Consider the following 25,505-nt stretch of genomic DNA (forward strand, 5'->3'; position numbering starts at 1 on the left):
AGGCTGGATAATCCAGCCTTTATTATTTTCCGTTTTTCTACACATACAACATAAATTATCGTTGCTGGCTGTCATATTTCTGCATCAGGAAAATAAAATGGGAAATATATAATGGCTAGCTATGAAGATATGTTAATGAATAACGGCGCTGTGTTGGAAAGCGATTATCTTGCCTGCTCTGGAATGGACGAACCGCATGAAGCTTATTTTGGCGCAGTGGCGCCGCCAATTATACAGACCAGCCTGTTTGCGCAAAAAGATTATCAACAATATTGCGATGATATGCTGCAGGAGACGCGGCGTTATATATACAGCCGCGGTCTGAACCCAACGGTTCGCATGGCTGAAGAGAAGCTGGCGCGTCTGGAAGGCGGGGAAGAGGCGCGATGCTTTGCATCGGGAATGGGCGCGATTGGCGCGGTGATGATCGGTTACCTGAATCGCGGCGATCATATTCTTCTGGTCAATCAAGTCTATGGCCCAGCCGTTGAACTGGTTAAGTCGTTGGCGCAAAAATATGATGTGGAATACGATATTATTCCCGACGGTGATCTGCTGAATATTGCGTGTAAAATAAAACCTAATACGCGAATGATTTATACGGAATCCCCCGGTTCGATGACCATGAGAGTTGTCGATTTGCGGGCGATTGCCGAACTGGCTGCGCGGCATAATATTATTACCGCCATTGATAATACGTGGCCGACGCCGCTCTTCCAGAAACCACTCAGCCTCGGTTTTGATATTGTTATTCATTCTTGTACTAAATATCTTGCCGGGCATAGCGATATTCTGGCTGGTGTGGTGATTACCCGGTCTTCGCTGATGGGGCCGATTCGTGATTTTTCGCATCAGCTATTAGGGGCTGTGCTGGCACCGTTCAGCGCGTGGCTGTTATTGCGCGGCTTACGGACGCTGCCGGTACGAATGCAGGCGCATCAGCATAATGCCATCAAGGTGATTGATTGGTTGCGGCGCCGCGACGATGTCGAAAATATTCGCCACCCCTATCTGGCGTCGACGGCGGAAAAAGAGATTATCCAACGCCAGATGAGCGGTTTCTCAGGGCTGTTCAGCTTTGAACTGAAAAACGCCGATTTTGAGAAGGTGAAAGGTTTTATTGATGCCTGCCGGGTGTTTAAAATTGGTCCTAGCTGGGGGGGCTATGAGAGTCTGATTATTTCGCCTAACCGCGGTTACAATCAGGCGGCGCTCGATGAATCGGGCGTCTCCCGGGGGTTGATTCGTCTTTCTGTCGGCCAGGAACCGGCGGAGGTGCTGATCAACGATCTTGAGGCTGCCTTCCAGGCGAGCGGTGCGGCATCGCGTTAAGCGGGTACAGGCCCGGTTAACGGGCCTGTCTTTCCAGTCGATACACCCAGTCATCATAGTACTGGCCATTCAACAGATACGCCTTTTCCAGCACCTGCGTGCGGGTGAAACCCTGTTTTTCCAACAGATGCGCCGAATGCTGATTATCGCCCAGCACCCAGGCATTAATCGCCCCCAACGAAAGCTGTTGAAAGCCGAAGTCGCAAATGGCCGCCAGCGCTTCGCTGGCATAGCCCTTACCCTGCGCAGTCGGCAACAGCGCGTAACCGACGTCCGCTTCATGCGGGTTTCTGCTGCTGATACGCAGACCGATATCGCCTAGTGGCGTGCCCTGCGCATCGCGGATAACGAAAATACCCGCTTCCCGGCAGCGTTGTTTAAATATCGTATGTATCGCCGCTTCATCCAGCACTTCGCCCATAAAGCGCATCACCTCGCGGTTTTGTCGCAGTTGTAAAAAGAAGGGCCAGTCGTGCTCATTGAAGGGGGAAAGCTGTAGCCGTGGAGTGGTGATTGAGACCATAAAGATTGCCGTAACGAAGAGCCAAAACACATACCTTAGCATCAAAGCTGCGTTGCAAACCAATATGTTAGTTTGGCCGGTGATAGCCGAGCGCTATCACCGGATAGGCATAGGTGGCGCTAGCGCAGAATATTGGCCAGCGCTTCATCCAGATCGTACCAGCGGAAGGTAAACCCGGCCGCTTCCAGCCGTTTGGGTAGCGCGCGCTGGCCGCCGAGTACCAGCACGGACGATTCTCCCATCAGCAGGCGGATGGCGGTGGCGGGAACGCGCAAAAAGGCCGGACGGTTTAAGGCCTGACCCAACGCGTGGGAAAACTGTTCGTTACGGACCGGGTAGGGAGAGACCATATTAAACGGCCCGCGTAGATCGTTATCCAGCAGCCACAGGATGCCGTTGACCATATCGTCGATATGAATCCACGCCAGATACTGCCTGCCGTTGCCGATGGGGCCGCCGAGCCCCAGCTTAAATGGCGGCACCATTTTGCCGAGGATCCCTCCGTTGCGGGCCAGCACCACGCCGGTACGCAGCAGACAGACGCGGGTGCGGTCGCTCTGCGCGGAGCTGGCGATTTGCTCCCAGCGGGCGCACAGCTTGTGGGTAAATTCGTTATGCGGCGGCTCTTCTTCCGTGACCACGACTTCACCGAGGTCGCCATAGTAGCCGGTTGCCGAGCCGGAAATCAGCACGGCAGGCGGCGTCTCGCTCGCCTGAATGAGTTCGCTGATACGCTGGGTGATTGCCCAGCGGCTGTCACACAGTTTCTGCTTTTGCGCGTGGGTCCAGCGCTTGTCGGCAATGGGTTCACCGGCCAGGTTAACGACCGCGTCGACACCGTCAAGGGTGGACACATTCTGCAGGCCTGGCCAAATCTCGACGCGCGCGTCGAGCATCTGTCGGGCTTTTTCCGGAGAACGGGTCACGACGCACACCGTATGGCCCAGCGTCAGCAAGCGCGAAACTAAATGGCGGCCTATCAGCCCAGTGCCGCCGGTAAGCAGAATTCTCATACGACCTCCCGCAGGGGGCGCTTAGCGTTGCCAGCTTAGGGTGATGGACACCGAGTCGGCATAACGCAGCGCGTGAAGTTTATCGACCTCCACTTCAGCATAAGTGACCCAGTGATGTTCGCGTGCGATATCGAGCACATCCTGAGTTAATTTTTCCAGCAAAGAGAAACGGTTACTTTCTACGTGGCGAATAATATTTTTGGTGATAGTGCGGTAGTTCAGCGCGTCGTTGATATCTTCGCTGCTGCGTGATTTCTCTGCCGGATAGCGAATTTGCAGATTGATGACGATGTCCTGACGATTCGCGATCTCCTCTTCTTTGATGCCGATAAAGGTGCGCAGGCGCAGGTTTTTGATGCGGATGACGGCGTCAGACTGAGACATTGCAGGTGTTCTCCTTATTTTTTGTTGTCCACTTCATCATACACGAAAGCGCCTGTCACGCGGCAAGCTCTGACGTAGGTCATCACTGATTGCAAAATCCTCATGTCGCAGGAAAGTGACATCCATAGAAAGACCCGCTATGTTGGCAATGAGATCTCATGGACGCCGATTCGTGTCCTCGTCGTTCGTTTTTCGCCTGCCCATCATTGAGGAAACTATGAGCCAGCCCACTCTCACGCTTTGGTCCGATTCTGATTTCTTTTCGCCTTATGTGATGTCCGTTTATGTTGCCCTACAGGAAAAAGGACTGCCGTTTACCCTGAAAACTGTCAATCTCGACCAGGGGGAACATTTACAGGCTGGCTGGCGCGGCTATGCGGCGACCCGTCGCGTTCCCTTGCTCGAAGTCGATGATTTTGCACTCAGTGAATCCTCCGCGATCACGGAATACCTTGATGAACGTTTTGCACCGCCAGAGTGGGAGCGGTTGTATCCGCACGACCAGCAAAAACGCGCGCTTACCCGACAGATTCAGGCGTGGTTGCGCAGCGACCTGATGCCTATCCGCGAAGAACGGCCGACGTCGGTTATCTTTGCTGGTGAGAAAAAAGCGCCGCTGACGGAGGCAGGACGCAAAAGCGCGGCTAAACTGTTTGACACCGCCAGTGCGCTGCTGGCTCACGGTCGACCCAACCTGTTTGGCGAGTGGTGTCTGGCGGATACCGACCTGGCGCTGATGCTTAACCGGCTGGTATTCAACGGAGATGATGTGCCGGAACAGCTTGCAGACTATGCGGCCTTCCAATGGCAGCGCGCCTCGGTGCAACGTTATGTGGCGCTTTCGGCAAAACGCGCAGGCTGAAAAAGTCGATGTAATCCATTATGATATTGGGGTTTATCATTGTGGGGATTTGATTAATGAAGCTGATGTTTGCATCGGATATTCATGGCTCCTTACCGGCTGCCGAACGGGTGCTGGCGCTGTTTGCCGAGAGCGGCGCACGCTGGCTGGTGATTCTGGGGGATGTTCTTAACCATGGGCCGCGTAACGCACTGCCGGAGGGCTATGCCCCGGCCCAGGTGGCAGAACGCCTCAATAGCGTTGCCGAGCGTATTATCGCCGTGCGCGGCAACTGCGATAGCGAAGTTGACCAGATGCTATTGCACTTTCCCATTACCGCGCCGTGGCAGCAGGTGCTCACCGAACATCAGCGGCTGTTTTTGACCCACGGGCATCTTTATGGTCCGGCGAATCTTCCGCCATTGGCCGCGAATGATGTGTTGGTTTACGGACATACGCACCTTCCGGTGGCAGAAAAACGCGATGAGATATTCTTATTTAACCCCGGTTCAGTTAGCATTCCTAAGGGCGGTTTTGCTGCCAGCTATGGGCTGCTTGACGGGCATAAACTGCAAGTTTTAGCACTCAATGATCAACAGGTTATTGCAGAGGTTGCTATTAACCCGTAAGTTACCCATCAATCACAAAACGCGCCGTAAAGAGCGCTTTCAAGGTAAGGTTTTCGGATGGTCGAGCAGAATCATTTGGCAAGCACGGAATGGGTCGATATTGTCAGCGAAGACAATGAGGTCATCGCGCAAGCGAGCCGTGAACAGATGCGCGCGCAGTGCCTGCGTCACCGGGCAACCTATATCGTCGTGCACGACGGCATGGGCAAAATCCTGGTGCAACGCCGCACCGAAACGAAAGACTACCAGCCGGGTATGCTGGACGCCACCGCTGGGGGTGTCGTTCAGGCAGATGAGCCGCTGCTGGAGTCCGCTCGCCGCGAGGCGGAAGAGGAACTGGGCATTGCTGGCGTGCCATTCGCCGACCACGGGCAATTCTATTTTGAAGATAAGCACTGCCGTGTTTGGGGAAGCCTGTTCAGCTGCGTTTCACACGGGCCGTTTGCCTTGCAGGAAGAAGAGGTGAGCGAAGTGTGCTGGATGACGCCGGAAGAAATTACTGCCCGCTGTGATGAATTTACCGATGACTCGCTGAAGGCGCTGGCGCTGTGGATGACGCGAAACGCCAACAACGAAGTCCACGTTGAGGAAGAAGCCGAGTAATCGCTAGCAGCTATCCCTCATGCATAAACTGGAGACGATGGTTTTCCTGTCGCTCCAGTCTCCCTCGTTAAGGCGTTCCAGAAGCGCGCGTCCGGCCTCCAGACCAATTTTATGATGCGGTACAGCCATGGTTGTCAACGGTGGTTGACATACCCGGCTAACGTCGCTGTCGCCAAAGCCGACGACGGCTAAATCATCCGGCACTTTAATCCGCCGACGTTGGCATTCATAGAGCACCCCACAGGCAAGCTCATCAGAAACACAGACCAGCGCATCCAGCTCCGGCCATGCCAGAATAAACTCGGGAAGCTGAGAAGCACCCGTGGAAAAGTTAGCGGGCAGGGCCGCGTTAATCACTCGGGTGGGCGACATATGGTGGCGCAACATCGCTTTATACCAACCGTGTAAATGCTGCTGGAAAATCCATTGCTCCTGGTTGGCGCACAGTAAACCAATATTCTGATATCCGCGATGGATAAGCATTTCAGTCAGCTCGAACATGGCGGCTACGTTATCAATCCCAATATTCATATCGAGAGGATCGGCCCGCATTGCACCGATTTCCATGACCGGAATCGAGGCGTTCTTTAGCCAGTGACGTACGGTGTCGCTATGTTCAACGCTAAGCAGTATGGCGGCGGCGATATTTGAGGCCAGCAGCGTTTCCAGCAACTTTTCTTCCTGTTCAAGACGGTGTTGCGATTCTGCGAGCATGATTTGATAGCCTGCCGGCTGCAATATCTGCTGAAGCCCGGCAAACATGGCGGAACAGCCCGCCTCGGCAAGATTTGGCACCACCATGGCGATGGTCTTTGAAGAGGCGGATGCCAGCGCGCTGGCGGCGAGATTGGGCATATACCCGAGTTCTGCAACCGCCGCTTCGATTTTTTCTCGTAGCTTATCGGAGACCTGTTCCGGCGTGCGAAGCGCACGGGACACGGTCATGGTGCCGACGCCAGCTAACTGAGCAACATCGGCGATCGTCACCTTGCCGGTACTCCGTCGTTTTCGGGTAAGAGACATACATTTTCCTGCTAAACAGACGTTTTTTATTATCATCCATTACTTCATCTGTCAGGGAGTATACGCCCTAACCGGGAAATTTTTCTGCGTTTTCATGTGATGATTGCGAAATGATAGCGCTATCACAAATCTGCGTGTTCTTGAATGATAGCGCTATCTTTGTGAGCGTCCTCTCAGATAACTGTTGCCTGCTTGCATAAAGTTTGCCCATCTTTTGCGAAAAGACGAGGGACAAAATGCTCAATACCTGGATCTCCGATGCCACTATTACGCTGCAACAGCGTGTCGAAGACTGGTCGCAGGCGTTGGATATCTGCGCCCGGCCGCTGCTGGAAGCGGGCGTGATTGAAAAAAAATACGTGGCGGCCATCGTGGAACAGCATCGTAAGCTGGGGCCGTACTATGTGCTGGCGCCGGGTTTGGCTATGCCTCATGCGCGGCCAGAAGAAGGCGCCAACGGCTTAGGGTTGTCGCTGCTGAAATTGCAGCAGGGCGTATCATTTGGCTGTGAAGAATTCGATCCTGTGGACCTCGTTATTATGCTGGCGGCACCGGATAAGCATAGCCATATTGAAATGATCTCTGCGCTGGCGGAATTATTTTCCAGCGACGAAGATATGCATAAATTACATCAGGCAACCAGTCTCGAGGAGATTAAAACTATCATCGCACGTTTCTAATTTATTTATACAATCCGACTTATAGCACATTACGCGCTAGCGTGATGGGAATGCACTCTACCCAAAAGGTGACAATAATGAAAATTATGGCAATTTGCGGTTCTGGCCTGGGCAGTAGTTTTATGGTTGAGATGAATATTAAAAAAGTGCTTAAAAAGCTTGAAATAGAGGCTGAGGTGGAGCACTCGGATCTGTCATCGGCTACCCCGGGAGCGGCTGATTTATTCGTGATGGCCAAGGACATCGCCGCCAGCGCCAGCGTGCCGGAGAGTCAGCTGGTGGTCATTACTAACATCATCGATATTAACGAACTCGAAGCGCAGCTGCGTGCCTGGTTTGCCAAACAATAATTCTATATAGCGAGGCGGATATGTTTATCCTTGAAACGCTGAATTTTGTTGTTGATATACTCAAAGTGCCTTCGGTGTTGGTCGGGCTAATTGCGCTAATTGGCCTGGTGGCACAAAAGAAATCTTTTTCCGATGTTGTGAAGGGAACGATTAAAACTATCCTGGGGTTTATTGTCCTGGGCGGTGGGGCGACAGTATTAGTTGGTTCATTGAATCCACTGGGAGGGATGTTTGAACACGCCTTTAATATACAAGGAATTATTCCGAATAATGAGGCGATTGTTTCTATTGCGCTTGAGAAGTACGGTGCGTCAACGGCGTTAATTATGGCATTTGGTATGGTCGCGAATATTCTGGTCGCCCGTTTTACGCGCCTGAAATATATCTTCCTTACCGGCCATCATACCTTCTATATGGCCTGCATGATCGGCGTAATCCTGACCGTTGCGGGTTTCGACGGTATCGGACTGGTCTTTACCGGCTCGCTAATCCTCGGCCTGGTCATGGCATTCTTCCCGGCGCTGGCACAGCGCTATATGAAGCGTATTACCGGCACCGATGACATCGCCTTCGGCCACTTCGGTACGTTGGGCTATGTGCTTTCGGGCTGGATCGGCAGCGTCTGTGGTAAAGGGTCGCGTTCGACCGAAGAGATGAACCTGCCGAAGAACCTGAGTTTTCTGCGTGACAGCTCTATCTCCATTTCACTGACCATGATGATTATCTACCTGATCATGGCGGTCAGCGCAGGGCGTGAATATGTTGAAAGCACCTTCAGCGGCGGTCAGAACTATCTCGTCTACGCCATCATTATGGCGATCACCTTTGCTGCCGGTGTATTCATCATCCTGCAAGGGGTGCGCCTGATTCTGGCTGAGATCGTACCGGCGTTTACCGGTTTCTCGGAAAAGCTGGTGCCGCATGCACGCCCGGCGCTGGACTGCCCGGTGGTGTATCCCTACGCCCCTAACGCGGTGTTAATTGGTTTCTTGTTCAGCTTCCTGGGTGGACTCGTTGGGCTGTTCCTGTGTGGGCAGTTTAAGTGGGTGCTGATTTTACCCGGTGTGGTGCCGCACTTCTTTACCGGCGCGACGGCCGGCGTGTTTGGCAATGCCACCGGTGGTCGACGCGGCGCGATGATTGGCGCGTTTGCTAACGGTCTGCTGATCACCTTCCTGCCTGTGCTGCTCTTGCCAGTATTGGGGGCGATTGGCTTTGCCAATACGACCTTCTCGGATGCTGATTTTGGCGTTGTCGGTATTGTGCTGGGGAACCTGGCCCGCTACATGTCGCCGTTTGCTATTACGGGCCTGGTCGTCGCCTTGTTTGCAGCGCTGGTGGCGTACAACGTTTTTGCGAAAAAGAAATCTGTGGGCGGCAGCGCGCAGGAGAACAACGGGGCTAAATCATGAATGTGAAAGAAGTGAGCGCACTGGCGCGTGAGATTCGCGTGGAAACCCTGAAATCGCTGACCAATCTGGGGTTCGGCCATTACGGCGGCAGCATGTCGGTGGTGGAAACGCTGGCCGTGCTGTACGGCGCGGTAATGAAAATTGACCCGGCAGACCCGGACTGGCCAGAACGGGACTATTTTGTGCTGTCGAAAGGGCACGCCGGCCCGGCGCTGTACAGTACGCTGGCGATTAAGGGATATTTCCCGATTGAGGAGCTGAGTACGCTGAACCAAAACGGAACGCGCCTCCCGAGTCATCCGGACAGGCTCAAAACGCGCGGCGTGGATGCGACGACGGGGTCGTTGGGGCAGGGGATTTCCATCGCTGCGGGAATGGCACTCTCGCATCAACTGGCGGGGCGCGCGAATCGTGTTTTCTGCATCGTGGGGGATGGCGAACTGAATGAGGGGCAGTGCTGGGAGGCGTTCCAGTTTATTGCCCATCATCGTCTGAATAACCTGACCGTCTTTGTCGACTGGAACAAGCTGCAGCTTGACGGCAAGCTGGATGACATTATCTGTCCTTTCAACCTTGACGAAAAATTCCGCGCCTTTGGTTTTGACGTGGTGACCGTGAAAGGCGATGACATCCCAGGGCTGCTGGCGGCGGTACAGCCGGTGCCGCCTGTTGATGCTCGCCCACGGGTGGTGATCCTCGATAGCGTCAAAGGCCAGGGGGTGCCCTATCTCGAGAATCTCGCCAATAACCACCATTTACGCCTGACGGATGAGATGAAAGAGACGATAAACGAGAGCATTCGCCAACTGGAGACTGAACATGATTAAGGTTGCCCCAGCAGGACAAAAAGACGCTCTGGAAATGCGTAAAGTATACGCCGGATTTGTTGCCCAGCAGATTGCCGAGGGCAGCCCGATCATTGCGCTGGAAGCTGATCTGATGAGCTCTATGGCGATGGACAGCGTTGCCCGCGAGTATCCGCAACATGTGATCAACTGCGGCATTATGGAAGCGAACGTGATTGGCACCGCCGCCGGGCTATCGCTCACCGGGCGTAAGCCGTTTGTTCACACATTCACCGCGTTTGCCAGCCGCCGCTGCTTTGACCAGCTGTTTATGTCGCTGGATTATCAGCGCAATAACGTTAAGGTGATTGCCTCTGACGCGGGAGTGACCGCCTGTCATAACGGCGGTACGCACATGTCTTTTGAGGATATGGGGATTGTCCGCGGTCTGGCGCATTCGGTGGTGCTGGAAGTCACCGATGCGGTGATGTTTGAAGATATTCTGCGTCAGCTCATCAACCTCGACGGTTTTTACTGGCTGCGTACCATCCGCAAGCAGGCGCCGAGCGTGTATGCGCCAGGGTCAACCTTTACCATCGGCAAGGGCAACGTGCTGCGCGAAGGTAGTGATATTACGCTGATTGCCAACGGTATTATGGTGACAGAGGCGCTGGAGGCGGCACGACAGCTTGAACAGCTCGGAGTCAGCGCGGCGGTGATCGACATGTTTACCCTCAAGCCTATCGACAAAATGCTGGTAAAAAACTATGCGGAAAAAACCGGGCGTATCGTGACCTGTGAAAACCACAGCATCCATAACGGCCTGGGGTCAGCGGTGGCGGAAGTGCTTGTCGAAACGTGTCCCGTACCGATGCGGCGGGTGGGGGTGAAAGAATGCTACGGCCAGGTGGGAACACAGGACTTTTTACAGAAAGAATATGGCCTGACTGCGCATGATATTGTGTCGGCCGCGCGAGAGCTACTGTAAATAAAAAGGCGACCTGTTGGTCGCCTTTTTCATGCCATCATCAGCAAGAATTACTGCTGCTGTGAAGACTGGATCGCGGTCAGCGCGATGGTGTAGACGATATCGTCTACCAGCGCGCCACGAGACAGGTCGTTCACCGGCTTGCGCATACCCTGCAGCATCGGCCCGATGGAGATCAGGTCGGCAGAACGCTGTACCGCTTTATAGGTGGTGTTACCGGTGTTCAGATCCGGGAAGATGAACACGGTAGCGCGACCGGCAACCGGAGAGTTCGGTGCTTTGGATTTCGCAACGTCAGCCATAACAGCGGCGTCGTACTGCAGCGGGCCGTCGATCATCAGGTCAGGACGTTTTTCCTGTGCCAGACGAGTTGCTTCGCGAACTTTCTCTACGTCGCTACCTGCGCCAGAGGTACCGGTGGAGTAGGAGAGCATTGCAACGCGCGGTTCGATACCGAAAGCAATGGCGGATTCAGCGGACTGAATCGCGATTTCTGCCAGCTGTTCTGCAGTCGGATCCGGGTTGATCGCGCAGTCGCCGTAAACGTAAACCTGTTCAGGCAGCAGCATGAAGAACACGGAAGACACCAGAGAGCTACCCGGCGCAGTTTTGATCAGCTGCAGCGGCGGACGAATGGTGTTCGCAGTGGTGTGAACCGCACCGGAAACCAGGCCGTCTACGTCGTCCTGTTCCAGCATAAGGGTACCGAGAACCACGTTGTCTTCCAGCTGTTCGCGGGCAACGGTTTCGGTCATGCCTTTGTTTTTACGCAGTTCGACCAGGCGAGCCACGTAGCTTTCGCGAACCACATCCGGATCAACGATTTCAACGCCAGCGCCCAGTTCAACACCCTGAGAGGCCGCAACGCGGTTGATTTCGTCCGGGTTACCCAGCAGGACGCAGGTTGCGATGCCGCGTTCCGCACAGATAGCGGCCGCTTTAACGGTACGCGGTTCGTCGCCTTCCGGCAGAACAACGCGTTTGCCCGCTTTACGCGCCAGCTCGGTCAGCTGGTAGCGGAATGCCGGCGGAGACAGACGACGGCTGTGTTCAGAGGTCGCAGTCAGGGAATCAATCCATTCCGGATTGATAAAGTTGGCAACGTATTCCTGAACTTTCTCGATGCGCTCGCGGTCATCAACCGGAACTTCCAGGTTGAAGCTCTGCAGGCTCAGAGAGGTCTGCCAGGTGTTGGTGTTCACCATGAATACCGGCAGGCCGGTAGCGAATGCACGCTCACACAGCTTGCTGATGCGCGGATCCATGTCGTAGCCGCCGGTCAGCAGCAGGGCACCGATTTCCACGCCGTTCATCGCGGCCAGGCAGGCTGCAACCAGCACGTCCGGACGGTCTGCGGAGGTCACCAGCAGGGAACCTGCACGGAAGTGCTCCAGCATGTGCGGGATGCTACGCGCACAGAAGGTTACGGACTTCACGCGGCGGGTGTTGATATCGCCTTCGTTGATCACGGTGGCGTTCAGGTGACGCGCCATATCGATCGCGCGAGTGGCGATCAGATCGAAGCTCCACGGTACCGCGCCCAGTACAGGCAGCGTGCTGTGGCCCTTCAGCTGTTCAGCGTCGATTTTCACGACCTGCGCTTTGGATGAGTCGTCGAAGATCTCAGACAGATCCGGGCGAGTACGGCCCTGTTCATCAACCGGTGCGTTCAGTTTGTTCACGATAACGCCGGTGATGTTGGTGTTTTTCGCGCCGCCGAAGCTGTTGCGAGTCAGTTCAATACGCTCGTTCAGCTGTTCCGGCGTGTCGGTACCCTGAGACATGACGAAGACGATTTCCGCATTCAGCGTTTTCGCGATTTCGTAGTTCAGAGACTGAGCGAACTGGTGTTTACGGGTTGGGACCAGGCCTTCAACCAGCACCACTTCTGCATCTTTGCTGTTCGCGTGGTAGTTAGCAATGATCTCTTCCATCAGCACATCTTTCTGATTGCTGGAGAGCAGCGTTTCTACATGGCTCATCTTCAGCGGTTCAGCCGCTGTCGTCGTTGATGAGTTTGCACGAACGATAGTAGTAGTCTGGTCAGGCGCATCGCCACCGGAACGTGGTTGAGCGATAGGCTTAAAGACGCTCAGACGAACGCCTTTGCGTTCCATAGCACGGATCACGCCAAGGCTGACGCTGGTCAGGCCGACGCTGGTTCCGGTAGGGATCAGCATAATAGTACGGGACACGGTTTATCCTCTTTCGTTACCGCCAGTTTCGGGCGGGATACAAAACAGCACCGCCAGCTAGGCTGGCGGTGTGATATCAGGCAGTCAGACGGCTGGCGTCTTGTGCAATGACCAGTTCTTCGTTGGTCGGGATAACGATGGCAGGACGAGTGCCTTCTTTGTTGATGAAGCCAGACTTGCCGAAACGGGCAGCCAGGTTACGTTCGTGATCAACTTCGAAGCCCAGAACGCCCAGTTTGCCCAGGGACAGTTCACGCACCATCGCTGCGTTCTCACCGATACCGCCGGTGAAGATAACCGCGTCCAGACGACCGTCCATCAGTGCAGTGTAAGCGCCGATGTATTTCGCCAGACGGTGGCAGTAAACGTCCATTGCACGTTTAGCGTCTTCTTTATCTTTGTAGTTGTCTTCTACATAACGGCAGTCGCTGGTCACTTCGGTCAGACCCAGCAGGCCGGACTCTTTGGTCAGCAGCTTGTTGATCTGGTCGATGCTCATGCCCAGGGTGTCATGCAGATGGAAAATGATAGCCGGGTCGATATCGCCAGAGCGAGTACCCATCACCAGACCTTCCAGCGGGGTCAGACCCATGGAGGTGTCTACGCACACGCCGTTACGGATAGCGGAAACGGAACCGCCGTTGCCCAGGTGGCAGGTGATGATGTTAACTTCTTCAACCGGTTTGTTCAGAACTTTCGCGGCTTCCTGAGTCACATAGAAGTGGCTGGTGCCGTGCGCGCCGTAGCGACGGATGCCGTGTTCTTTGTACAGGCTGTACGGCAGAGCATACAGGTAAGATTCTTCCGGCATGGTCTGGTGGAACGCGGTATCGAATACAGCAACGTTCTTGTCTTTCAGCTGCGGGAAGGATTTCAGCGCTTCGGCGATACCGATCAGGTGAGCCGGGTTGTGCAGCGGAGCGAAAGAGGCAGAATCTTTGATGCCCTGGATAACGGATTCGTCGATCACAACGGAGCTGGTGTACTTCTCGCCGCCGTGTACGATACGGTGGCCGATCGCGGTCAGCTGAGCAGACAGTTCTGGTTTTTGTGCCAGAATTGTATTAACGATGAAGTTCAGCGCTTCACTGTGAGCGGCGCCTGCACCTAAAGCCGCTTCTTGTTTACCGCCGTCCATTTTCCACTTGATACGTGCTTCTGGAAGATGGAAACATTCGGCTAAACCAGAGAGGTATTCTTCACCATTAACTGCATCGATGATTGCAAATTTCAGTGAGGAGCTACCGCAGTTCAGAACCAGTACTAACTTACTCGACATGGAAGTACCTATTTATGATACGTGGCTAAAAAAACGTCAATGAGTCATTAAGCGTAGCGCAGGATGACACCGACATTTATGATTAACATCATGCCCGGAACACTTTTCAGGCATGATCTAAGAAATACATATTGATTCTAAGCCATTTTGCATAATTTTCAGCCAATGGCAGAATATGCGATAATTTGATGTGCCGGAGTGTATAGAATCAGGTTATCTCAGGCTGGCACAGGATACCCGATTGCCGGGCCTATGCCAAAATTTTTTGAACGATGTCATACCCAGTTGTTGTTTTGCAAAAATATTTTAATTTTTATACGAGAAGTTGAGGTTAGCCATGTCGACTCCCGAGCAACGCCCGGTCAGTTTTTTCAGTTTGTTTAGCCGGGGGCAGCACTATGCAAAGACGTGGCCGCTGGAAAAACGTCTTGCGCCGGTGTTTGTTGAGAATCGCGTGATTCGCGCGACGCGCCATGCGATACGCTTGATGCCGCCGCTGGCGATTTTTACGCTCTGCTGGCAAATCGCCCTGGGTGGTCAGCTTGGCCCCGCGGTGGCCACGGCGCTCTTTGCGCTGAGCCTGCCGATGCAAGGTCTGTGGTGGTTGGGTAAGCGTTCCGTCACGCCATTGCCGCCGTCAATCCTGCAGTGGTTCTATGAAGTGCGCGGCAAATTACAGGAAGCCGGGCAGGCGCTCGCGCCGGTCGAAGGAAAGCCGGATTACCAGGCGCTGGCTGACACGCTTAAGCGCGCCTTCAAACAACTGGATAAAACTTTCCTCGATGATTTGTAATTGATAGCGAAAAACGCATATAAAAGAAGACACAAACCTTGTGTCTTTTTTTTTATGCTGCAAAGCGCAACAGGAGTCGAAAAATGGAAATGACCCATGCTCAACGTCTGATTTTGTCCAATCAGTACAAAATGATGACTATGCTTGATCCCGACAACGCTGAGCGCTACCGCCGCCTGCAGACCATTATCGAACGTGGTTATGGTTTACAGATGCGTGAACTGGACCGTGAATTTGGCGAACTCAAAGAAGAGACCTGTCGTATCGTTATCGACATCATGGAGATGTACCACGCGCTGCACGTCTCCTGGACCAACCTGAAAGACGCCGACACCATTGATGAACGTCGTGTCACTTTCCTCGGCTTTGATGCGGCGACCGAAGCGCGTTTCCTGGGCTATGTCCGCTTTATGGTGAATGTGGAAGGCCGCTATACCCACTTTGATGCGGGGACTCACGGCTTCAACGCGCAGACCCCGATGTGGGACAAATACCAGCGCATGCTGAACGTCTGGCACGGGTGCCCGCGCCAGTATCATCTGAGCAGCAACGAAATTAATCAGATCATTAACGCCTGATGGAGGCCGCTGTGCAGTGCAAAGGTTTCCTGTTTGATTTAGACGGTACGCTGGTGGATTCACTGCCGGTGGTTGAGCGTTCCTGGCAGTTTTGGGCGGAAAGCTACGGCGTTGATCCGCAAGCGGTTCTGGACTTTATTCACGGCAAACAGGCGATCACCACGCTGCGTCATTTTATGCCGGATAAATCGGAGGCGGAAATTCAGGCCGAGTTTCTGCGGCTGGAACAGATAGAAGCGAACGATCTCGACGGTATTCGTGCGCTGCCTGGCGCGGTGGCGCTGCTCCAGCATCTTGATGCGCAAAGCGTTCAATGGGCCATCGTTACCTCTGGCTCCATTCCGGTCGCCCATGCGCGTCATCGCGCGGCGGGCCTGCCGACGCCTGCGGTGTTCGTCACCGCCGAGCAAGTCAAACGCGGAAAGCCGCAACCGGACGCCTATTTACTGGGTGCCGAACTGCTGGGTCTGCCACCGCAGGCGTGTCTGGTCGTCGAAGATGCGCTGGCGGGTGTACAGTCGGGGTTAGCGGCGGGCTGCCATGTCGCCGCCGTGAACGTACCGCCGGAGACGCCCGAGCTGCTGGAGGTCGACTTTGTCCTCTCGACGCTGGCGTCGCTGCGGGTTGAAAAACAGGCTGATGGCTGGGTCAACGTCTCGCAGAATGCATGATCTTATGATTTAGCCCCACATCGTTGGGGCTTTTTTCTGTCACTATAGTCAACGGCTTTTTACTTGAACAACTTACCGCTTATTTGATGACAAGGATGTGCTGTGAACGGTGAACTGATTTGGGTGCTATGTCTGCTTGCAATTGCGGTGGTGCTTTTCGCCACCGGCAAGGTGCGCATGGATGCGATCGCGCTGGGCATCATTGTGGCCTTTGTGCTCAGCGGCACGCTGACCCTAAGCGAAGCTTTTTCTGGCTTCAGCGACCCTAACGTGATTTTGATTGCCGCGCTGTTTATTATCGGCGACGGCCTCGTGCGCACCGGTGTGGCGACCAACATGGGCTCCTGGCTGGTACAGGTGGCGGGAAACAGCGAAACCAAAATGCTGGTATTCCTGATGTTAACCGTCGCCGGGTTGGGGGCGTTTATGAGCTCGACCGGCGTCGTCGCTATCTTTATCCCGGTGGTACTTAGCGTCTCGGCGCGCATGAATATTTCCCCTTCGCGTTTAATGATGCCGCTGAGCTTTGCCGGGCTTATCAGCGGTATGATGACGCTGGTGGCTACGCCGCCTAACCTGGTTATCAACAGTGAGCTTATTCGTGAGGGGCTTGAGGGTTTCAGCTTCTTTAGCGTCACGCCAATTGGTCTGGTGGTGCTGGTCTTCGGCATCCTCTATATGCTGGTCATGCGCTTTTTACTGAATGGCGATGATGGCAGCCAGCCGCGGGATAGCCGTAAACGCAGCACCTTCCGCGATCTGATTAAAGAATATCACCTGACCGGCCGTGCCCGTCGTCTGGCGATTCGTCCCGGCTCGCCGATGATTGGTCAGCGTCTCGACGACATGAAGCTGCGCGAGCGCTATGGCGCCAACATTATCGGGGTGGAACGCTGGCGTCGTTTTCGCCGGGTGATTGTGAACGTTAATGGGGTATCTGAGTTTCGCGCGCGCGACGTGCTGCTGATTGATATGTCCGCCGCTGAAATCGACCTGCGTCAGTTCTGTAGCGAGCAGATGCTCGAGCCGATGGTGCTGCGCGGCGAGTATTTCTCCGATCAGGCGCTGGACGTCGGGATGGCGGAAGTGTCGCTGATTCCAGAGTCCGAACTGATTGGTAAAACCATTCGTGAAATGGGCTTCCGTACCCGTTACGGTCTGAACGTCGTGGGGATGAAACGCGATGGCGAAGCGCTCGATGGCTCGGTCGTGGATGAGTCACTGCAGTTGGGCGACATTGTGCTGGTGGTCGGCAACTGGAAGCAGATAAGCCAGCTGGCGCAGAATGGCCGCGATTTCGTGGTCCTCAATCTGCCGGTTGAAGTGAGCGATGCATCACCGGCGCACAGCCAGGCGCCGCACGCCATCTTTTGCCTGGTGTTGATGGTCGCGCTGATGCTCACCGATGAAATTCCTAACCCCATTGCCGCGATTATCGCCTGTCTGCTGATGGGCAAATTCCGCTGTATCGATGCCCAGAGCGCCTATAAATCAATTCACTGGCCGAGCATTATCCTGATCGTCGGGATGATGCCGTTCGCGTTAGCGCTGCAAAAAACCGGCGGTGTCGATCTGGTGGTAAAAGGGCTGATGGACGTCGGCGGCGGGCAGGGGCCTTATCTGATGCTGGGCTGTCTGTTCGTCATGTGCGCGGCGATTGGTTTGTTTATCTCTAATACGGCCACGGCGGTGCTGATGGCGCCGATTGCGCTGGCGACGGCAAAATCGATGGGAGTGTCGCCCTATCCGTTTGCGATGATCGTCGCGATGGCGGCCTCGGCGGCCTTTATGACGCCAGTGTCGTCACCGGTAAACACCCTGGTACTGGGGCCCGGAAGATACAGCTTCAGCGACTTCGTCAAAATCGGCGTGCCGTTTACGGTGCTGGTGATGATTATCTGCGTGATACTGGTGCCGATTTTATTCCCGTTCTGATGAACGGGATAGGTAGGCCGGATGGCGACGTAAACGTCTTATCCGGCCTACAAACTCACCGTCGTCGGGGGGATTAAAGCGGCGAGTCCTGGCTTATTTCATCCAGTGAAAGATGGAAGCTGGGTACGAACACTGCCATAAAGTAATCCATCTCTTCGCTGCGCCGTGAGGCCAGCGTTTTCTCCAGACGACCTTTCGCCAGCAGGAATTCGTTGTTACCGGCTGATAGCTCTTCCAGGCACTTCAGGTAGGCGCACAGGGCGTCTGCCTGCTTCACAATCGCTTTCTCTTCTTCGCTGCTTTGATGTTCGTCGACAAGCGGCGCAAAAATATCGCGCAGCTCGTCCGGTACCATCTCAATGAGCTTCTGCTGGGCGATTTTTTCTATTGCCTTGTACTCCTGGGCAATCTGAGAGTTGAAATACTTGACCGGGGTCGGCAGATCGCCGGTCAGCACTTCGGAAGCGTCGTGATACATCGCCAGCAGTGCAATACGTTCGGCGTTGAGCTGGCCGTTAAACTTGCGGTTTTTAATGGCGGCGAGCGCGTGAGCGACCATCGCGACCTGAAGGCTGTGTTCAGAGACGTTCTCGGTGCGCACGTTGCGCATCAGCGGCCAGCGGTTAATTAACTTCAGGCGGGAGAGGTGGGCAAAAAAATGACTCTGATTCATAACAACCCTTACTCAGTAGCTTTAGTAAAGGCATTGTGCGCAGAGATGGCCGCCGGATGCAAATGCCGGCGGCCAATTCAGATGATGATTACAGCTGGTGATAGCCTGAGAGGAAGCGACCAAAACGGGTGATGGCCATTTCCAGATCGTCCTCACGCGGCAGGGTGACGATACGGACGTGATCCGGCCACGGCCAGTTAAAGGCAGTGCCCTGAACCAGCAGGACTTTTTCCTGTAACAGGAAGTCCAGCACCATGCGCTGATCGTCATGAATATTGAAGCGTTTCGCGTCGATTTTCGGGAACATATACAGCGCGCCCTGTGGCTTGACACAGGAAACCCCAGGGATCTCGTTAATCAGCTCCCACGCGCGGTTACGCTGTTCGTACAGACGTCCGCCCGGCGTAATAAATTCACTGATACTCTGATAGCCGCCCAGTGCGGTCTGAATCGCGTGCTGCGCCGGAACGTTGGCGCACAGGCGCATCGAGGCCAGCATTTCCAGCCCTTCAATGTAGCCTTTCGCGTGTTTCTTCGGCCCGTTGAGCACCATCCAGCCCTGACGGAAACCGGCCACACGATAGGTCTTGGATAAACCGTTGAAGGTCACGGTCAGCAGATCCGGCGCCAGGGCGGCAATCGAGTGATGCTGCGCCGCGTCATAGAGGATCTTGTCGTAGATTTCGTCGGCGAAGATGATCAGATTGTGCTCGCGGGCGATCTCCACGATCTCCATCAGCAGCTCTTTTGAGTATACCGCGCCGGTAGGGTTGTTCGGGTTGATGATCACGATGCCACGCGTGCGTGGGGTAATTTTCGCGCGTATATCGTCGAGGTCCGGGAACCAGCCGGCGGACTCATCGCACAGATAGTGCACCGCATTACCGCTGGATAATGACACTGCCGCTGTCCACAGCGGATAGTCCGGAGCCGGTACCAGCATTTCGTCGCCGCTATTGAGCAGCGCCTGCATGGCCTGCACGATAAGCTCGGAAACGCCGTTGCCAATGTAAATGTCTTCTACCGTGACGTCACGCATACCGCGCGCCTGGTAGTGCTGCATAATGGCCTTACGCGCGGAATAGAGACCTTTGGAGTCGCAATAACCCTGCGCCGTCGGCAGGTTGCGGATCACGTCGACCAGAATTTCATCCGGCGCGTCAAACCCGAAAGGCGCCGGGTTGCCGATATTCAGTTTAAGAACTTTGTTGCCTTCTTCTTCAAGGCGTTTGGCCTCTTTGAGTACCGGGCCGCGAATGTCGTAACAAACGTTGTCTAATTTTCTGGATTTTTCGATGGGGGACATGAACCTTTGACCTTTTTAGCTGTTATTGCCACTCCCTGCCGTGGAAGTCAGCACCGAACAATGTACTCCCCATCCCCGCTGTTTTGAAGGGTTAGCAGTAGAAGATTTTGTTCATTTTTTGTCGTTGGAACATTGTTTTTTACTGGGTAATGACGGCTGTCTTTGTTTGATGTTTTGTTAATTTATTGTTTTGTAGTTCGATATGCCATCATTAGTCGATAAAGTGGTTTTTATGTCTAAGGAAAAAGAAATGGTTTAGCTTAGGTATCGTTGGCCAGGATATACTTTAAGCCTGCTTCAACCATTTTAATTTAAAATAAAATCCCAACAAATAAGGATTAGTAATGATACCTACTTTTGTGAAGTTGATGTTAATGGCGGCATCCGATAAAGATTAATATTTTTTTATATTTTGAAAAGTAATGAATGTGATTTGTTAGATTTCTTAAATTGTTTTGATTCTGAACCTTTTTTCCCTTTGAGATACAGCTTATTTAGGCTTATAAATCTTATGGTTTTCGGTTAATATGTTATGGTTAGTAAGACCCTTAAGAGTTAGTTTCGTTGATGATTATCAATGATTGTTTTTATAACTCACTGTTATTCATCATGTTTACTGGCTTATTTTAAAACGTACAGCAATCTTCCTGGCGCATTATCGTGACGACGCTTCTTGCCACTTCCTACGCAAGGCTTCGCTCGGGGGGAGTCCGATAAATAGCTACAGGCTAAAGGATATATTGTTAAAAGGAACTGTTGCTGACTCTGGCAACAGACAATTTTAATACTGACACTCGTCAGGCAGTCATTCGTCAGCGATTGGTGAAAGATGATTAAAGGATTAGCCTGAAATTTTTGAGTGCAGCATCAATAAGGCAGGCCGGTCTCCGAACCTGTAAGTGGATTAATATGATAAATGCCAATCGTCCGATACTGAACCTCGATCTCGATCTGCTGAGAACGTTTGTTGCTGTTGCCGATCTGAGTACCTTTGCCGCCGCCGCCGCTGCGGTATGTCGAACCCAATCCGCCGTGAGCCAGCAGATGCAGCGTCTGGAGCAGCTGGTGGGAAAGGAGCTCTTCGCCCGTCATGGGCGAAATAAGCTGCTGACGGAGCATGGAATCCAGCTGTTGGGCTATGCGCGAAAAATTCTGCGATTTAATGATGAAGCATGCACGTCGCTAATGTTTAGTCCGCTTCAGGGGCAACTGACGCTGGGCTCATCTGATGAATCGGCGGACACCATTCTTCCTTTTTTACTAAACCGAATTAGCTCGGCCTATCCGAAGCTGGCTCTTGACGTGCGCGTGAAGCGTCATAGCGTTATGGGCGATATGTTGCGGAACAAAGAGGTCGACCTGGCGCTGACCACGCATCCGCTGGAAGGCTTTACCTCGACGGTGCTGCGTACCTCACCTACGCTTTGGTACTGTGCGTCCGAATTTATGCTGCGTCCTGAAGAGCCGCTGCCGCTGGTGCTGCTTGACGATCCGAGCCCGTTCCGCGATACGATTATTAAAACGCTGGATGCCGCAGGCATGCCATGGCGATTGGCCTATGTCGCCTCGACGCTCTCAGCCGTTCGCGCGGCGGTGAAGGCAGGGCTTGGCGTCACTGCGCGTCCGGTGGAAATGATGAGTCCGGATCTGCGTGCGTTGGGTAAAGGCGAGGGGATGCCGGAGCTGCCGGAAACCGAATATATGCTGAGCTATGATGCGCAGAGTGAAAACGAGCTGACGCAGATGATCTTCCAGTCTCAGGAACCGCGCCACAATCCCTGGCCCTCAGCGGGAATGTATACCCCGGAAGACGGAGAAAATACCCTCATGTTTGAAAGGGACATTGATTAACATTCCGGTTGAAAAGTGGTAACAAAATGTAAGTGCAAAAAAGAATCGTAGACGATAAAAAACGAGTTTGCGGTTCTTTTTTTGTGCTTTTGCGATACCGAAGAAAAAATGAATCTAATAATGTGATAATAATCATGTAATTAGAAATATTTCATCCATCAATTCCCCCTTCACCAAACGCGATGTCATATCACCTGCTAATGTTAAAAAAACGGATAGATTGTTGCCGTTTTACAGGGCGAATTAACAAAAGCGTGTCTTAGATCAAGAAAATACCTCTCTTTGGGGGGATGAATCATCAGAAAATCCTGTCAAAATAGAGGGGTAATTCCGGTTAATGCTACAATACGGACACGATTCAACAACAGGTAAACCGTAAGGTCTTCTGAAGCGAATCGAATCAAAGGGCACGTAATGTTAATGAAATACCTTTGATGTAAATTAATGTGAGGAAACTTTTGTTAAAGTTGACAAAAGGTTATAGAAAGGAGTAAAAAACCTCAACATTTTGCGGTCTACGTTTCCAATTGGGCTGTTTGTAGGTTTTTTAATCCTCCCCATGAATCGATGTAGCGTCCATCTGCCGGTAAGAGCAGAGCAGGTCGTGCTACTTATTTGGTAAAGCTTTGCGTATGTCAACATCCACTGAAATCATCGCTCATCACTGGGCATTCGCTATCTTTCTGATCATTGCCATTGGCCTGTGTTGCCTGATGTTAATCGGCGGCTGGTACCTTGGCGGTCGCGCGCGCGCGCGAAGCAAAAACACCCCGTTTGAATCGGGTATCGACTCCGTTGGCTCCGCACGTTTGCGCCTGTCGGCCAAGTTTTATCTGGTCGCGATGTTCTTCGTCATCTTCGACGTGGAAGCGCTCTACCTGTACGCCTGGTCAACGTCCATCCGTGAAAGCGGTTGGGTTGGCTTTATCGAAGCCGCCATTTTCATATTTGTGCTGCTCGCCGGCCTGGTTTACCTCGTTCGCATTGGCGCGCTGGATTGGACGCCAGCACGTTCTCGCCGCACGCTGGTTAACCCAGAAACCGACAGCGTCACTAACCGTAATACGCAGTAAAAGCGAGGCAATAAGATGGATTATACGCTCACCCGCATAGATCCTAACGGTGAGAACGACCGTTACCCTCTGCAAAAGCAGGAGATTGTCACCGATCCCCTGGAGCAAGAGGTGAACAAAAGCGTGTATATGGGGAAACTCGAACACGCGATGCACGATATGGTCAACTGGGGTCGTAAGAACTCAATCTGGCCATACAACTTCGGCCTTTCTTGCTGCTACGTTGAAATGGTGACGTCATTCACTGCGGTGCATGACGTTGCGCGTTTTGGTGCGGAAGTTCTGCGTGCCTCCCCGCGTCAGGCAGACCTGATGGTGGTGGCGGGAACCTGTTTCACCAAAATGGCCCCGGTTATTCAGCGCCTGTATGACCAGATGCTGGAGCCGAAATGGGTTATCTCGATGGGTGCCTGCGCCAACTCCGGCGGCATGTACGACATCTACTCCGTGGTGCAGGGCGTCGATAAGTTTATTCCTGTCGATGTGTATATCCCTGGCTGCCCACCCCGTCCGGAAGCCTACATGCAGGCGCTGATGCTGCTGCAGGAATCGATTGGTAAAGAGCGTCGCCCGCTGTCATGGGTGGTTGGCGATCAGGGCGTTTACCGCGCCAATATGCAGTCGGAACGCGAGCGTAAACGCGGCGAACGCATTGCAGTGACCAATCTGCGCACGCCTGACGAGATTTAATTTGCGCCTGCGGGCGGTGGCATTTTGACTTCGCAGATCAACATACAACAGCGCGAAGGCCACTCCCGGCAGTCACCACGGACCTTTTGCAATGGTGAACAATATGACCGATTTAACCGCGCAAGAAGCGGCCGCATGGCAAACCCGCGATCACCTTGATGATCCGGTCATCGGCGAACTGCGCAACCGTTTTGGGCCGGATGCATTTACCGTTCAGGCCACCCGCACCGGGGTTCCTGTCGTTTGGGTTAAGCGTGAACAGCTGCTGGAAATTGTCGATTTCCTGAAGAAGTTGCCGAAACCTTACGTCATGCTGTTCGACCTGCACGGTATGGACGAACGCCTGCGTACTCACCGCGACGGTTTACCGGCCGCGGATTTTTCCGTTTTCTACCACCTGATCTCCATCGACCGCAACCGCGACATCATGCTCAAGGTAGCGCTGTCTGAAAACGATCTGAACATACCGACGCTGACCAAACTTTTCCCGAACGCCAACTGGTATGAGCGTGAAACCTGGGAAATGTTCGGCATCACCTTTAACGGCCACCCGAACCTGCGTCGCATCATGATGCCGCCGACCTGGGAAGGCCACCCGCTGCGTAAAGACTACCCGGCGCGCGCCACCGAATTCGATCCGTTTGAGCTGACCAAAGCCAAGCAGGATCTGGAAATGGAAGCGCTGACCTTCAAACCGGAAGAGTGGGGGATGAAGCGTGGGACCGAAAACGAGGACTTTATGTTCCTTAACCTCGGCCCTAACCACCCGTCTGCGCACGGTGCATTCCGTATTATTCTGCAGCTTGATGGCGAAGAGATTGTCGACTGCGTACCGGACATCGGCTACCACCACCGTGGCGCTGAGAAGATGGGCGAACGTCAGTCCTGGCACAGCTACATTCCGTACACTGACCGTATCGAGTACCTCGGCGGCTGCGTGAACGAAATGCCGTACGTGCTGGCGGTGGAGAAACTGGCGGGGATTACCGTGCCGGATCGCGTCAACGTGATTCGCGTGATGCTCTCTGAACTGTTCCGCATCAACAGCCACCTGCTGTACATCTCAACGTTCATTCAGGACGTCGGCGCGATGACCCCGGTCTTCTTCGCCTTTACCGACCGCCAGAAAATCTATGATCTGGTGGAAGCGATTACCGGTTTCCGTATGCACCCGGCCTGGTTCCGTATCGGCGGCGTCGCGCACGACCTGCCGCGCGGCTGGGATCGCCTGCTGCGTGAATTCCTTGAGTGGATGCCGAAGCGTCTTGATTCCTACGAGAAAGCGGCGCTGCGTAACACCATTCTGAAAGGCCGCTCCGTCGGCGTTGCTGCTTATACCGCCAAAGAAGCGCTGGAGTGGGGCACTACCGGTGCCGGCCTGCGTGCAACCGGTATCGGCTTCGACGTGCGTAAATGGCGTCCGTACTCTGGTTACGAAAACTTCGACTTCGAAATCCCGACCGGCGGTGGCGTTTCTGACTGCTACACCCGCGTGATGCTGAAAGTGGAAGAGCTGCGCCAGAGCCTGCGTATTCTTCAGCAGTGCCTCGACAATATGCCGGAAGGGCCGTTTAAGGCGGATCATCCGCTGACCACGCCGCCGCCGAAAGAGCGCACGCTGCAACACATCGAAACCCTGATTACCCACTTCCTGCAGGTTTCCTGGGGCCCGGTGATGCCGGCGCAGGAATCTTTCCAGATGGTGGAAGCCACCAAGGGTATCAACAGTTACTACCTGACCAGCGACGGCAGCACCATGAGCTACCGTACCCGAATCCGTACCCCGAGCTATGCGCACCTGCAGCAGATCCCGGCGGCGATTCGCGGCAGCCTGGTATCCGACCTGATCGTCTATCTGGGTAGTATCGATTTTGTTATGTCAGACGTGGACCGCTAAT

At 53.8% G+C, this 25,505-nt stretch carries 25 protein-coding genes; 17 read left to right on the forward strand and 8 right to left on the reverse strand.

All coding sequences use genetic code 11. The features are described from left to right. The first annotated feature begins 111 nt into the window (after nucleotides 1-111). On the forward strand, nucleotides 112-1,332 hold the full coding sequence (locus tag GY169_RS07080; protein ID WP_167575337.1) for a trans-sulfuration enzyme family protein: 1,221 nt from the start codon (nucleotides 112-114) through the stop codon (nucleotides 1,330-1,332). A 16-nt stretch (nucleotides 1,333-1,348) separates the two neighbouring features. Here the strand turns inward: GY169_RS07080 and GY169_RS07085 are convergent, their stop codons facing one another. The 3 genes from GY169_RS07085 to folX form a co-directional block, all read right to left on the reverse strand. Next, nucleotides 1,349-1,855: a GNAT family N-acetyltransferase gene (locus GY169_RS07085; RefSeq protein ID WP_167575338.1), complete on the reverse strand. Its 507-nt coding sequence runs from the start codon at nucleotides 1,853-1,855 to the stop codon at nucleotides 1,349-1,351. A 119-nt stretch (nucleotides 1,856-1,974) separates the two neighbouring features. Further along, nucleotides 1,975-2,868: a TIGR01777 family oxidoreductase gene (locus tag GY169_RS07090; protein ID WP_167575339.1), complete on the reverse strand. Its 894-nt coding sequence runs from the start codon at nucleotides 2,866-2,868 to the stop codon at nucleotides 1,975-1,977. A gap of 21 nt (nucleotides 2,869-2,889) precedes the next feature. Beyond that, the gene (gene folX, locus GY169_RS07095; protein ID WP_163448736.1) at nucleotides 2,890-3,252 is read right to left on the reverse strand and encodes a dihydroneopterin triphosphate 2'-epimerase; all 363 of its coding nucleotides are present in this window, start codon (nucleotides 3,250-3,252) and stop codon (nucleotides 2,890-2,892) included. Nucleotides 3,253-3,469: 217 nt separating this feature from the next. Between folX and yfcF the strand changes: the two genes are divergently transcribed. Genes yfcF through yfcD form a run of 3 tightly spaced genes read left to right on the forward strand, consistent with a single transcriptional unit; the run spans nucleotide 3,470 to nucleotide 5,325 of the window. Next, entirely contained in the window at nucleotides 3,470-4,114 is a 645-nt protein-coding gene (gene yfcF / locus GY169_RS07100; RefSeq protein ID WP_167575340.1) for a glutathione transferase, read from the forward strand. Nucleotides 4,115-4,170: 56 nt separating this feature from the next. Next, complete coding sequence (gene yfcE, locus GY169_RS07105) at nucleotides 4,171-4,722, forward strand: phosphodiesterase (protein WP_163448734.1); 552 nt, start codon at nucleotides 4,171-4,173, stop codon at nucleotides 4,720-4,722. A 57-nt stretch (nucleotides 4,723-4,779) separates the two neighbouring features. Then, nucleotides 4,780-5,325, forward strand: coding sequence for an NUDIX hydrolase YfcD (gene yfcD, locus GY169_RS07110; protein WP_163448733.1), 546 nt, complete (start codon nucleotides 4,780-4,782; stop codon nucleotides 5,323-5,325). A 3-nt stretch (nucleotides 5,326-5,328) separates the two neighbouring features. Here the strand turns inward: yfcD and GY169_RS07115 are convergent, their stop codons facing one another. Further along, nucleotides 5,329-6,348 carry a LacI family DNA-binding transcriptional regulator gene (locus GY169_RS07115; protein ID WP_163448732.1) on the reverse strand — a complete coding sequence of 340 codons (1,020 nt, stop codon included), beginning with the start codon at nucleotides 6,346-6,348 and terminating at the stop codon, nucleotides 5,329-5,331. A gap of 236 nt (nucleotides 6,349-6,584) precedes the next feature. On the opposite strand from GY169_RS07115, the gene GY169_RS07120 reads away from it, so the two are divergent. The 5 genes from GY169_RS07120 to GY169_RS07140 all read left to right on the forward strand — a co-directional run bounded on the left by GY169_RS07120 (nucleotide 6,585) and on the right by GY169_RS07140 (nucleotide 10,563). Next, complete coding sequence (locus GY169_RS07120; protein WP_167575341.1) at nucleotides 6,585-7,028, forward strand: PTS sugar transporter subunit IIA; 444 nt, start codon at nucleotides 6,585-6,587, stop codon at nucleotides 7,026-7,028. Nucleotides 7,029-7,105: 77 nt separating this feature from the next. Further along, nucleotides 7,106-7,378, forward strand: coding sequence for a PTS sugar transporter subunit IIB (locus GY169_RS07125; RefSeq protein ID WP_041146575.1), 273 nt, complete (start codon nucleotides 7,106-7,108; stop codon nucleotides 7,376-7,378). Nucleotides 7,379-7,398: 20 nt separating this feature from the next. After that, nucleotides 7,399-8,790 carry a PTS ascorbate transporter subunit IIC gene (locus GY169_RS07130; RefSeq protein WP_167575342.1) on the forward strand — a complete coding sequence of 464 codons (1,392 nt, stop codon included), beginning with the start codon at nucleotides 7,399-7,401 and terminating at the stop codon, nucleotides 8,788-8,790. Next, on the forward strand, nucleotides 8,787-9,617 hold the full coding sequence (locus GY169_RS07135; protein ID WP_167575343.1) for a transketolase: 831 nt from the start codon (nucleotides 8,787-8,789) through the stop codon (nucleotides 9,615-9,617). Before GY169_RS07130 ends, GY169_RS07135 begins: the two co-directional genes overlap by 4 nt. Further along, nucleotides 9,610-10,563, forward strand: a complete 954-nt coding sequence (locus tag GY169_RS07140) for a transketolase family protein (protein ID WP_167575344.1) — start codon at nucleotides 9,610-9,612, stop codon at nucleotides 10,561-10,563. Before GY169_RS07135 ends, GY169_RS07140 begins: the two co-directional genes overlap by 8 nt. 50 nt (nucleotides 10,564-10,613) lie before the next feature. Here GY169_RS07140 and pta read toward each other — a convergent pair whose 3' ends face one another. Both pta and ackA read right to left on the reverse strand, forming a co-directional pair. Beyond that, complete coding sequence (pta, locus tag GY169_RS07145) at nucleotides 10,614-12,758, reverse strand: phosphate acetyltransferase (protein ID WP_064543867.1); 2,145 nt, start codon at nucleotides 12,756-12,758, stop codon at nucleotides 10,614-10,616. Between the two features lie 76 nt (nucleotides 12,759-12,834). Next, entirely contained in the window at nucleotides 12,835-14,037 is a 1,203-nt protein-coding gene (gene ackA / locus GY169_RS07150; RefSeq protein WP_163448726.1) for an acetate kinase, read from the reverse strand. Nucleotides 14,038-14,374: 337 nt separating this feature from the next. Here ackA and yfbV point away from each other — a divergent pair, with 337 nt between their 5' ends. The 4 genes from yfbV (at nucleotide 14,375) to GY169_RS07170 (ending at nucleotide 18,014) form a co-directional block, all read left to right on the forward strand. Beyond that, nucleotides 14,375-14,830 carry a terminus macrodomain insulation protein YfbV gene (gene yfbV, locus GY169_RS07155; RefSeq protein WP_064543871.1) on the forward strand — a complete coding sequence of 152 codons (456 nt, stop codon included), beginning with the start codon at nucleotides 14,375-14,377 and terminating at the stop codon, nucleotides 14,828-14,830. An 83-nt stretch (nucleotides 14,831-14,913) separates the two neighbouring features. Further along, the gene (locus GY169_RS07160; RefSeq protein ID WP_035892491.1) at nucleotides 14,914-15,408 is read left to right on the forward strand and encodes a YfbU family protein; all 495 of its coding nucleotides are present in this window, start codon (nucleotides 14,914-14,916) and stop codon (nucleotides 15,406-15,408) included. 11 nt (nucleotides 15,409-15,419) lie between these two features. Further along, nucleotides 15,420-16,079, forward strand: coding sequence for a sugar phosphatase (locus GY169_RS07165; protein WP_167575345.1), 660 nt, complete (start codon nucleotides 15,420-15,422; stop codon nucleotides 16,077-16,079). 102 nt (nucleotides 16,080-16,181) lie between these two features. Next, nucleotides 16,182-18,014, forward strand: a complete 1,833-nt coding sequence (locus tag GY169_RS07170) for an SLC13 family permease (RefSeq protein WP_167575346.1) — start codon at nucleotides 16,182-16,184, stop codon at nucleotides 18,012-18,014. A gap of 73 nt (nucleotides 18,015-18,087) precedes the next feature. On the opposite strand, the gene yfbR is transcribed toward GY169_RS07170, so the two are convergent. Together yfbR and alaA are read right to left on the reverse strand one after the other, a co-directional pair. Continuing rightward, nucleotides 18,088-18,687, reverse strand: coding sequence for a 5'-deoxynucleotidase (yfbR, locus tag GY169_RS07175; protein ID WP_163448722.1), 600 nt, complete (start codon nucleotides 18,685-18,687; stop codon nucleotides 18,088-18,090). Nucleotides 18,688-18,775: 88 nt separating this feature from the next. After that, nucleotides 18,776-19,993, reverse strand: a complete 1,218-nt coding sequence (gene alaA / locus GY169_RS07180; RefSeq protein ID WP_064543877.1) for an alanine transaminase AlaA — start codon at nucleotides 19,991-19,993, stop codon at nucleotides 18,776-18,778. A 909-nt stretch (nucleotides 19,994-20,902) separates the two neighbouring features. Here alaA and lrhA point away from each other — a divergent pair. The 4 genes from lrhA to nuoC all read left to right on the forward strand — a co-directional run bounded on the left by lrhA (nucleotide 20,903) and on the right by nuoC (nucleotide 25,504). Continuing rightward, complete coding sequence (lrhA, locus tag GY169_RS07185; protein ID WP_163449086.1) at nucleotides 20,903-21,844, forward strand: transcriptional regulator LrhA; 942 nt, start codon at nucleotides 20,903-20,905, stop codon at nucleotides 21,842-21,844. 626 nt (nucleotides 21,845-22,470) lie between these two features. Continuing rightward, nucleotides 22,471-22,917, forward strand: coding sequence for an NADH-quinone oxidoreductase subunit NuoA (gene nuoA / locus GY169_RS07190; RefSeq protein WP_064543881.1), 447 nt, complete (start codon nucleotides 22,471-22,473; stop codon nucleotides 22,915-22,917). A gap of 15 nt (nucleotides 22,918-22,932) precedes the next feature. Next, nucleotides 22,933-23,607 (forward strand): NADH-quinone oxidoreductase subunit NuoB, encoded by a 675-nt coding sequence (gene nuoB / locus GY169_RS07195; RefSeq protein WP_003861482.1) that lies wholly within the window; start codon nucleotides 22,933-22,935, stop codon nucleotides 23,605-23,607. Between the two features lie 91 nt (nucleotides 23,608-23,698). Beyond that, on the forward strand, nucleotides 23,699-25,504 hold the full coding sequence (gene nuoC / locus GY169_RS07200; RefSeq protein ID WP_163449085.1) for an NADH-quinone oxidoreductase subunit C/D: 1,806 nt from the start codon (nucleotides 23,699-23,701) through the stop codon (nucleotides 25,502-25,504). The last annotated feature ends 1 nt before the right edge of the window (nucleotide 25,505 follow it).

It is taken from the genome of Kluyvera genomosp. 3, from assembly GCF_011765685.1.
Taxonomy (GTDB): domain Bacteria; phylum Pseudomonadota; class Gammaproteobacteria; order Enterobacterales; family Enterobacteriaceae; genus Kluyvera; species Kluyvera georgiana_A.

Excerpts from the sequence above, each read along its gene's own strand:
- yfcF (WP_167575340.1), top strand. The coding sequence starts at position 3,470 with ATGAGCCAGCCCACTCTCACGCTTTGGTCCGATTCTGATTTCTTTTCG.
- lrhA (WP_163449086.1), top strand. The coding sequence starts at position 20,903 with ATGATAAATGCCAATCGTCCGATACTGAACCTCGATCTCGATCTGCTG.
- GY169_RS07120 (WP_167575341.1), top strand. The coding sequence starts at position 6,585 with ATGCTCAATACCTGGATCTCCGATGCCACTATTACGCTGCAACAGCGT.
- GY169_RS07085 (WP_167575338.1), bottom strand. The coding sequence starts at position 1,855 with ATGGTCTCAATCACCACTCCACGGCTACAGCTTTCCCCCTTCAATGAG.
- yfcD (WP_163448733.1), top strand. The coding sequence starts at position 4,780 with ATGGTCGAGCAGAATCATTTGGCAAGCACGGAATGGGTCGATATTGTC.
- GY169_RS07080 (WP_167575337.1), top strand. The coding sequence starts at position 112 with ATGGCTAGCTATGAAGATATGTTAATGAATAACGGCGCTGTGTTGGAA.
- ackA (WP_163448726.1), bottom strand. The coding sequence starts at position 14,037 with ATGTCGAGTAAGTTAGTACTGGTTCTGAACTGCGGTAGCTCCTCACTG.
- nuoB (WP_003861482.1), top strand. The coding sequence starts at position 22,933 with ATGGATTATACGCTCACCCGCATAGATCCTAACGGTGAGAACGACCGT.
- GY169_RS07125 (WP_041146575.1), top strand. The coding sequence starts at position 7,106 with ATGAAAATTATGGCAATTTGCGGTTCTGGCCTGGGCAGTAGTTTTATG.
- nuoC (WP_163449085.1), top strand. The coding sequence starts at position 23,699 with ATGGTGAACAATATGACCGATTTAACCGCGCAAGAAGCGGCCGCATGG.
- folX (WP_163448736.1), bottom strand. The coding sequence starts at position 3,252 with ATGTCTCAGTCTGACGCCGTCATCCGCATCAAAAACCTGCGCCTGCGC.
- GY169_RS07130 (WP_167575342.1), top strand. The coding sequence starts at position 7,399 with ATGTTTATCCTTGAAACGCTGAATTTTGTTGTTGATATACTCAAAGTG.
- GY169_RS07090 (WP_167575339.1), bottom strand. The coding sequence starts at position 2,868 with ATGAGAATTCTGCTTACCGGCGGCACTGGGCTGATAGGCCGCCATTTA.
- yfbV (WP_064543871.1), top strand. The coding sequence starts at position 14,375 with ATGTCGACTCCCGAGCAACGCCCGGTCAGTTTTTTCAGTTTGTTTAGC.
- yfcE (WP_163448734.1), top strand. The coding sequence starts at position 4,171 with ATGAAGCTGATGTTTGCATCGGATATTCATGGCTCCTTACCGGCTGCC.
- GY169_RS07135 (WP_167575343.1), top strand. The coding sequence starts at position 8,787 with ATGAATGTGAAAGAAGTGAGCGCACTGGCGCGTGAGATTCGCGTGGAA.
- GY169_RS07140 (WP_167575344.1), top strand. The coding sequence starts at position 9,610 with ATGATTAAGGTTGCCCCAGCAGGACAAAAAGACGCTCTGGAAATGCGT.
- alaA (WP_064543877.1), bottom strand. The coding sequence starts at position 19,993 with ATGTCCCCCATCGAAAAATCCAGAAAATTAGACAACGTTTGTTACGAC.
- GY169_RS07115 (WP_163448732.1), bottom strand. The coding sequence starts at position 6,348 with ATGTCTCTTACCCGAAAACGACGGAGTACCGGCAAGGTGACGATCGCC.
- GY169_RS07160 (WP_035892491.1), top strand. The coding sequence starts at position 14,914 with ATGGAAATGACCCATGCTCAACGTCTGATTTTGTCCAATCAGTACAAA.
- yfbR (WP_163448722.1), bottom strand. The coding sequence starts at position 18,687 with ATGAATCAGAGTCATTTTTTTGCCCACCTCTCCCGCCTGAAGTTAATT.